Annotated in this window: 8 protein-coding genes; 4 read left to right on the forward strand and 4 right to left on the reverse strand. The window is 51.7% G+C overall.

Going from position 1 to position 8,532, the window contains the following annotated elements; genetic code table 11:
- Positions 1-31 precede the first annotated feature (31 nt).
- Positions 32-589, reverse strand: a complete 558-nt coding sequence (gene pagP / locus NNN71_RS07380) for a lipid IV(A) palmitoyltransferase PagP (RefSeq protein ID WP_442910505.1) — start codon at positions 587-589, stop codon at positions 32-34.
- A gap of 667 nt (positions 590-1,256) precedes the next feature.
- Here pagP and dcuC point away from each other — a divergent pair.
- Together dcuC and rna are read left to right on the forward strand one after the other, a co-directional pair.
- Entirely contained in the window at positions 1,257-2,627 is a 1,371-nt protein-coding gene (gene dcuC / locus NNN71_RS07385; RefSeq protein ID WP_163449644.1) for an anaerobic C4-dicarboxylate transporter DcuC, read from the forward strand.
- 93 nt (positions 2,628-2,720) lie between these two features.
- Entirely contained in the window at positions 2,721-3,521 is an 801-nt protein-coding gene (gene rna, locus NNN71_RS07390) for a ribonuclease I (RefSeq protein WP_271458200.1), read from the forward strand.
- Between the two features lie 33 nt (positions 3,522-3,554).
- Here the strand turns inward: rna and NNN71_RS07395 are convergent, their stop codons facing one another.
- Entirely contained in the window at positions 3,555-4,385 is an 831-nt protein-coding gene (locus tag NNN71_RS07395; RefSeq protein WP_271458201.1) for an alpha/beta fold hydrolase, read from the reverse strand.
- Positions 4,386-4,619: 234 nt separating this feature from the next.
- On the opposite strand from NNN71_RS07395, the gene rnk reads away from it, so the two are divergent.
- Both rnk and uspG read left to right on the forward strand, forming a co-directional pair.
- The gene (rnk, locus tag NNN71_RS07400) at positions 4,620-5,030 is read left to right on the forward strand and encodes a nucleoside diphosphate kinase regulator (RefSeq protein ID WP_271458202.1); all 411 of its coding nucleotides are present in this window, start codon (positions 4,620-4,622) and stop codon (positions 5,028-5,030) included.
- Between the two features lie 163 nt (positions 5,031-5,193).
- Positions 5,194-5,622, forward strand: coding sequence for a universal stress protein UspG (uspG, locus tag NNN71_RS07405; protein WP_064548214.1), 429 nt, complete (start codon positions 5,194-5,196; stop codon positions 5,620-5,622).
- Positions 5,623-5,696: 74 nt separating this feature from the next.
- On the opposite strand, the gene ahpF is transcribed toward uspG, so the two are convergent.
- Both ahpF and ahpC read right to left on the reverse strand, forming a co-directional pair.
- Positions 5,697-7,262 carry an alkyl hydroperoxide reductase subunit F gene (gene ahpF, locus NNN71_RS07410; protein WP_167576412.1) on the reverse strand — a complete coding sequence of 522 codons (1,566 nt, stop codon included), beginning with the start codon at positions 7,260-7,262 and terminating at the stop codon, positions 5,697-5,699.
- A gap of 179 nt (positions 7,263-7,441) precedes the next feature.
- The gene (gene ahpC, locus NNN71_RS07415) at positions 7,442-8,005 is read right to left on the reverse strand and encodes an alkyl hydroperoxide reductase subunit C (protein WP_004859485.1); all 564 of its coding nucleotides are present in this window, start codon (positions 8,003-8,005) and stop codon (positions 7,442-7,444) included.
- Positions 8,006-8,532 lie beyond the last annotated feature (527 nt).

Below are 8,532 nucleotides of genomic sequence, written 5' to 3' on the forward strand. Positions count from 1 at the left end.
ATTATCCCACTCCTGGTTACAGGACCCGTGATCAGAACTGGAAACGTAGCCAGGCAAAGTAGACATTGCCGTTGTTATACGTGCCCGGGATGTAGGTCATCTGGAACGTCGCCGGCCCATAGCCGATGGAGGCCAGGGGCAGCACAACCGGCAGCGGAATGTAGTTCCAGTTATCGCGGGCGGTCACCCCAATGGTGTAACCCAACCCAAGGTGGAAGTTATCATCCGCCAGCGGGCGCCAGGTCTTCTCCCAGCCGTAGCCGCCAATAGGCTCCCATTTATTAAAGGAATCCTTAAAAGCCATCAGGTAAATGCCGTGCCAGTTGCCCTTATTATCCCAGCGCGACACGCCGCCCCCCGCCCCCCAGGGGCGCTCATTGTACTTGTCTGTCTTTTCTTTATCGTAGGCAAAACGCGCATGCCAGGTGATGGCTGGCACGTACAGATCGTAGTGCTGCGGTTCATCCCACGTCTTTACAACATTATTGCTCAGCGTGTTATAGCCATCTTTAATGGTTTCCGTAAAAGAAGCCTCAGCAGGATACGCTGCACCAGACAGCCCCGCGAAAATCAGCGATAGCGAGAAAATTTTATTTAGTTTTAACACGATAGACTTGCCAATAAATTATCCATTAAGAATAGTCTAACAAGGATAAACTCAATAGCAGTTCAACGGTACCAATCGATAGCCGTTTTTTCACCGCTTAACAACAAATTAGAATATTCTTAGATAATCGTCAAACCAGAGTGAGACTTGAATGCGAATAATATTCTTTTATAAGAAAAATTTGTAACCGTATTTAGTTCTCGTAAGGAAGAATGGCCTATGCCTTTAATATTAGCCGAATTAAAACTCGTATTATTCTCTTAATATTCCTGATATTTTCCTGGCAGATTATTTAAAATCCAGATCGTCGCAGTTAAACGTTTTAAATACTTCACACCAGGAGATAAAAAAACGCGCTTACCTCCTCACGAGCTCAACCCCGTCATACCACCTCAACGCTGCTACCTTGTTGAAAAAACAACATTTCATTTACCTTTGTTGTTTAATATTCGACCAGGCAACTATACTTACTGACGGGTCAATGTTCCGCTTTGTGAGTACATCGTGTAAATTGCATCGTCATGGTCTTTAATTAGTCTCTTTTTTGATTTTCATCAGCTAAATTTGCCGCTTTTTTCGGCACATTTCACCACTTACTTTTTGATGCTGTTCTGCATCAATTTTTATAACTGGGCGATAGGTGTTAATAATGTTAACGTTCTTTGAACTCCTGATTGGTGTTGTGGTTATCGTGGGCGTAGCCCGCTACATCATCAAAGGATATTCCGCAACGGGTGTCCTTTTTGTTGGTGGTCTGCTGCTACTGATTGCCAGCGCGTTGATGGGGCATAAGATTTTACCAAGCAGCGCAACCAGCACCGGCTACTCTGCAACCGACATCGTTGAATATATTAAAATTCTGCTGATGAGCCGCGGCGGCGATCTCGGCATGATGATTATGATGCTCTGCGGCTTTGCCGCCTATATGACCCATATCGGCGCTAACGATATGGTCGTCAAACTGGCATCAAAACCGCTGCAATATATTAACTCGCCATATTTACTGATGATTGCCGCTTATTTTGTGGCGTGCCTGATGTCGCTGGCGGTCTCTTCGGCAACCGGACTTGGCGTACTGCTGATGGCGACGCTGTTCCCGGTAATGGTTAACGTCGGTATTAGCCGTGGCGCCGCAGCCGCTATTTGTGCCTCTCCGGCCGCCATTATTCTCTCCCCTACCTCCGGCGACGTCGTATTGGCCGCGAAGGCCGCAGAGATGCCGTTAATCGATTTCGCTTTCAAAACCACGCTGCCTATCTCCATCGCCGCGATTATCGCAATGGCTATCGCCCATTTCTTCTGGCAGCGCTATCTGGACAAGAAAGAACATATCTCGCACGAGATGCTGGATGTCAGCGAAATTACCACCACAGCCCCGAGCTTCTACGCCATTCTGCCGTTCACGCCAATTATTGGCGTGCTGATTTTCGACGGCAAATGGGGCCCGGAACTGCATATTATCGCCATTCTGGTGATTTGCATGCTGCTGGCCGCCGTGCTGGAATTCTGTCGTGGCTTTAACACCCAGAACGTGTTTGCCGGCCTCGAAGTCGCGTATCGCGGAATGGCCGACGCCTTTGCCGGCGTGGTCATGCTGTTGGTTGCAGCAGGCGTTTTCGCTCAAGGCTTGAGCACTATCGGTTTTATCAATAGCCTGATCTCCATCGCGACCTCGTTTGGGTCCGCCAGCATTATCCTGATGCTGGTACTGGTGGTGCTGACCATGTTGGCCGCGATGACCACCGGTTCCGGTAACGCGCCGTTCTACGCCTTCGTCGAGATGATTCCAAAACTGGCGCACTCATCCGGCATTAACCCGGCCTATCTCTCCATTCCGATGCTGCAGGCCTCCAACCTGGGTCGTACCATCTCCCCGGTCTCCGGCGTGGTGGTCGCGGTCGCCGGGATGGCAAAAATCTCGCCGTTCGAAGTGGTCAAACGTACCTCAGTACCGGTTCTTGTCGGCCTGTTGGTGGTCATTATCGCTACGGAAATACTGGTTCCCGGCGCTGCCGCGTAATCATTGATTGATGAAATAAATAAGGCGCCTGAGGGCGCCTTATTTTATTATGTAATAACGTCACTAAATGATTTAAAACGTGGAGTCAGGAAAATGCTAAGGAAGAATATTGTGTCAGGATGCGCGCTGTTGCTCTGCGCTGGTAGCCTACAGGCTGCCCCTCTCGTACCGACACAATATGGTGACTTCGATCGTTATGTGCTGGCGCTCTCCTGGCAAACCGGTTTTTGCCAGAGCCAGCATGACAGAAATCGCAAAGAACCACTGGAATGTCAGCAGCCAAAAGAAGCGGCCAACAAAGCCGACTACTTAACGGTTCACGGCCTATGGCCCGGCCTGCCCGCGTCGATCGCCGCACGCGGAGTCGATAATAACCGCTGGATGCGCTTCGGGTGCGCCACGCGCCCCATTCCCAATATGCCGGAAGCGAAAGCCAGCCGTAAATGCGCCGCCGAAGAGACCGGTCTGTCGCTGGAAGTGGCTAATAAGCTCAACCAGGTTATGCCCGGCAGCGGTGGAAAAAGCTGTCTTGAGCGCTATGAATACGCCAAACACGGCGTCTGTTTTGGTTTCGATCCCGACGCCTACTTCAGTACGATGGTACGTCTGAACAGCGAAGTGAAACAGAGCGCAATCGGCAAATTCCTCGCCGCCAATTACGGTAAAACCGTGACTCGCGCCAGCTTCGACAACGCAGTAGCCTCGGCCTTTGGCAAAGAGAACGTCAAAGCCGTTAAACTCACCTGTAACGGTAATCCGGCCTATCTGACGGAAATGCAAATTGCCATTAAATCCGCCAGCATCAACGACCCGCTCACCGCCGCGTCTCTGCTGCCGCAGCCACATCCAGGCAACTGCAGCAAACAGTTTGTGGTGGATCAAAACGGTTATTGATCCCCAGCCCCCGGAGCCGGGGGCTGCATACCGTTATTTCTGAATGAATGCCAGCAGATCGTCGTTGATCTGATGTTTGTGAGTTGTACAGATCCCGTGCGATCCGCCTTTATAAACCTTCAGCTCCGCGTTCGGTAGAATTTCCGCCGCGACCTTGCCACAAGTTTCAAACGGCACAATCTGGTCGTCATCGCCGTGAATCACCAGCGTCGGTACCGTTATCTTACGCAGGTCTTCACGTAAATCAGTCTCCGAGAACGCTTTGATACAGTCGTAAAGCGCTTTTATAGAACCTTGCAACCCTTGCTCGACAAACCCTTCACGCACCGCCTTCGACTCCTTTGCGCCCGCGCGATTATAGCCATAGAATGCCGCCGACAGCTCATAGAAGAAAGCACCACGGTCCTCTATCACGCCGTTGCGAATACCGTCAAACACTTCAAGCGGTACGCCGTTAGGGTTGAAGTCCGTTTTCACCATAATTGGCGTCACCGCGCCAATCAGCACCGCTTTTGCCACCCGACTGGTCCCATGACGACCAATGTAGTGAGCCACTTCACCGCCGCCGGTAGAGTGTCCGACGTGCACCGCATCTTTCAGATTAAGATGCGAGGTCAATTCCGCCAGATCGTCGGCGTATTGATCCATATTATGTCCGTCCCAGGGTTGTGCCGAACGTCCGTGGCCTCGTCTATCGTGGGCGATGACACGATACCCTTTCGAACCCAGATACAGCATCTGATCCTCAAAGGCATCAGACGTTAACGGCCAGCCATGGCTAAAGATAATGGGCTGTCCGCTCCCCCAATCTTTAAACCAGAGGTAACTACCATCTTTCAGGGTCAGTTTATCGAAACCGCTCATACGATCTCCTGTGTTGGAAGGACGCTGCCAGGTGCAGCCTAAAAAGAATAATCCAGATTTATAAGTTGCGATGTATTTCGCATAAAATTCACACAACAAAGAGTATTGCCATCTGCGAATGTGCGTTCCATCACTTCAAACCTGACGCCAGGATCAGTATGATGGAATGAGATGAACCCTTGCCGCTGGCGGTGAGGGTTTTCTTTTGGATAATCGATAGACATGGAGTAAATAATGACCAGACCTGCCATCATTATTAATGAGTTCGATGCCGAGCGTATCGACCGCCTGCTTGAGCAACCTGCTTACGCAAATTCCCCGGTGGCGAGCGCGCTAAACGACGAACTGGATCGTGCCCAGATGTGTGCCCCAGAGGACATGCCGCACGATGTAGTCAGTATGAATAGCCAGGTCAGATTCCGCGATCTCACCACCGGCGAAGAACGCGTCCGCACGCTGGTCTTCCCGGCCCAGATGACCGATAGCAGCACCCAGCTCTCTGTGATGGCCCCGGTTGGCGCGGCCCTGCTCGGCCTGCGCGCAGGCAGTACTATTCACTGGGAGCTACCGGGCGGAGCCTCAACGCACCTGGAAGTACTCGAACTGCTGTATCAGCCGGAAGCCGCCGGCGAATTTCATCGTTAATTCCGCGCAATAGTAGCCTAAGAGGGTGCCCGGCATCCTCTTTCTGCCCCGCCTGACCAAACTTTACAACTCCCTTCTCTTCGATAAACTATTTTGCGAACTGAATGACATATTCAAAACGCATTATGTGTTTTGATTGTTCTACAAAGACAAGGAGGAGCCTATGTACAAAACAATCATTATGCCAGTTGATGTTTTTGAGATGGAGTTGAGTGACAAAGCGATTCGTCACGCAGAGTTTTTGGCCCAGCAGGATGGCATTATCCATCTGCTGCATGTGTTGCCCGCATCGGCCAGCTACACCATGAGCCGTTTTGCCGCCGATCTACGCCGCTTTGAGGAGCATCTTCAGCAGGAAGCGGAAAGCCGCCTGACCACCATGGTCAGCCACTTCACGCTCGATCCTTCCCGCATCAAGCTACACGTTCGTCTGGGTAGCGTCCGCGACGCGGTCAACGAACTGGCGGAAGAACTGGGGGCCGATATGGTGGTGATTGGGTCACGTAACCCTTCAATCAGCACGCACCTTCTGGGTTCCAACGCCTCCAGCGTGATTCGCCACGCACACATTCCGGTACTTGTTGTTCGCTGAGCCCGGCATAATCCGCAAAACAAAAAAAGGCCACCTTTCGGTGGCCTTTGACATTGCAGGCATTGTCTTCTTTTTTATGCTGTTTTGGTGCGAATCAGATAATCGAACGCGCTCAGTGACGCTTTCGCACCTTCGCCGGCGGCGATAATAATCTGTTTGTAAGGCACGGTAGTACAGTCACCCGCGGCGAATACGCCTTTAACGTTCGTTTCGCATTTCGCATCGATGATGATTTCGCCCATGCGGTTACGCTCAACTGCGCCTTCCAGCCAGGTGGTATTCGGCAGCAGACCAATCTGTACGAAGATTCCCGCCAGCGCCACGTGGTGCTCATCGCCGCTCACACGGTCACGATACTGCAAACCGGTGACTTTGGTGCCGTCGCCTTTCACTTCGGTGGTTTGCGCATTCAGAATGATGTCCACGTTCTTCAGGCTGCGCACTTTATCCTGCAGTACCTGATCGGCTTTCATTTCCGGGGCAAACTCCAACAGCGTAACGTGTTCCACCACGCCCGCCAGGTCGATTGCGGCTTCCACACCGGAGTTGCCGCCACCGATCACCGCCACGCGTTTGCCTTTAAACAGCGGGCCGTCGCAGTGCGGGCAATAGGTTACGCCCTTAGTACGATACTGATCTTCACCCGGTACGTTCATGTTACGCCACTTAGCGCCGGTCGCGATAATGATGCTGCGCGCTTTCAGCACCGCGCCGGAGGCGGTTTCAATCTGATGCAGGCCGCCTTCAACAGCGGCAGGCACCAGCTTAGCCGCGCTCTGGGAATCAATCACGTCCACATCATATTCGCTCACGTGCGCCTTCAGCGCGCCCGCCAGCTTCTGACCTTCGGTTTTCGGCACGGAGATATAGTTTTCAATATCAACGGTATCCAGCACCTGGCCGCCAAAGCGTTCGCCCATCAGACCGGTACGAATACCTTTACGTGCCGAGTAGACTGCCGCCGCCGCGCCAGACGGGCCGGAACCGACAATCAATACCTCATACGCATCACGCTTATTCAGCTCTTCCGCCGCGCGTTTTTCCGCACCGGTGTCCACTTTCGCGACGATTTCCGCCAGCGTCATACGACCCTGACCGAACTCCTGACCGTTAACATAAACGGCTGGAACGCCCATCACGTTACGTTCGGTGATTTCGTTCTGGAAGGTGCCTCCGTCAATCGCCGTATGCTTGATACGTGGGTTCAGCACCGACATCAGGTTCAACGCCTGCACCACATCCGGACAGTTATGGCACGACAGCGAGTAATAGGTTTCAAACTCAAAATCGCCGTCGATATCGCGAATTTGCTCCAGCAGAGACTGCGTTTCTTTCGACGGGTGACCACCAGTCCACAGCAGCGCCAGCACCAGCGAGGTAAACTCGTGGCCCAGCGGGGAACCGGCAAAACGTGGCCCCTGATGAGAACCTGGGTTGGTGATCAGGAATGACGGCTTGCGTACAGCAAGGGTATTGTCTTCTTTAAAGGTGACTTTGTCTGACAGTTCAGCAATTTCAGCCAACAGTTCCTTGATCTCTGCCGATTTAGCGCTGTCATCCAGCGTGGCAATCAGCTCAACAGGTTTGGTCAGCTTCTCAAGATAGGCCTTGAGCTGGGTTTTCATGTTGGTGTCGAGCATTGTTATCTCCTGGGCTTAAAACATCATCATGCAAGCGGCCTCACGCGGCAGCCTGAATGCGCTTGCATCATGGACGCTAATAAGAAATTCGGGTGCTGGCGCACCCGTTTTTAAAGGGGGCTATTTCCTGAGTGTTTCGCGTCACAGCATGGCGCTGTGGCGCGAAAGACGACGGAAATTTAGATTTTACCGACCAGGTCAAGAGATGGAGCCAGAGTCGCTTCGCCTTCTTTCCATTTCGCCGGGCATACTTCGCCTGGGTGAGAAGCAACGTACTGAGCCGCTTTGATTTTACGCAGCAGGTCAGAAGCGTCACGGCCGATACCTTCAGCGGTAACTTCGATAGCCTGGATGATGCCCTGCGGGTCAACAACGAAGGTCGCACGGTCAGCCAGACCTTCATCTTCACGCATGTTGTCGAAGTTACGGGTCAGGGCGCCAGTCGGGTCACCGATCATCGCATATTTGATTTTTGCGATGGTGTCAGAGCTGCTGTGCCATGCTTTGTGGGTGAAGTGAGTGTCAGTAGACACAGAGTACACGTCCACGCCCAGTTTCTGCAGCTCTTCGTAATGGTCTGCAACGTCGCCCAGTTCGGTCGGGCATACGAAGGTGAAGTCAGCCGGATAGAAGAAGAAGACGCTCCAGCGGCCTTCGGTATCTTTCTCAGTGACTTCGATGAACTCACCGTTTTTGAACGCCTGGTTTTTGAAAGGTTTGATTTTAGTATTAATTAAAGACATCGAGTACTTCCTCCGTGTTTTCGTTGAGGTCTAAGTTAACGAATAATTCCTGATTCGACCAATGCGTTTACATTATCAAATCAATAAGCGTTATCTAACAACCGGAACAAGACAACTTTGTGAACCTGTGTCCGGGGATACGCACGAAACGCTCATCCCCAAACGTAAAAAGGCCGCAACAAGGCGGCCCGATTACCTGAATCCCCCGCAGGTGAGTTCAGCGCCAGCCAGGCTGGCGTAGTGTTGCGCTCTACATACCCTAACAAAGGTTGTAACAGCTTTTCGATTACATCACTCTGGCCTGTAAAGGGCAATTCACTCACAGTAGGTCCTGTCTATGATTGTGATAGGTTACACCGTCAATCATTCACAATAAGCTGATTTTACGCATATTTTCCATCAAAAAGGCTTCTTTACCCTTAATGTCTCCTCCACGCAGGGCTGAATATTCTGACGACCAACAAAAAGCGATAACGCTGTTACAGACGTCATTTCATTCATTTTCTAAACAAATAAAAGCCTACCAC

Source organism: Kluyvera sp. Awk 3, assembly GCF_028069715.1.
GTDB lineage: Bacteria > Pseudomonadota > Gammaproteobacteria > Enterobacterales > Enterobacteriaceae > Kluyvera > Kluyvera georgiana_A.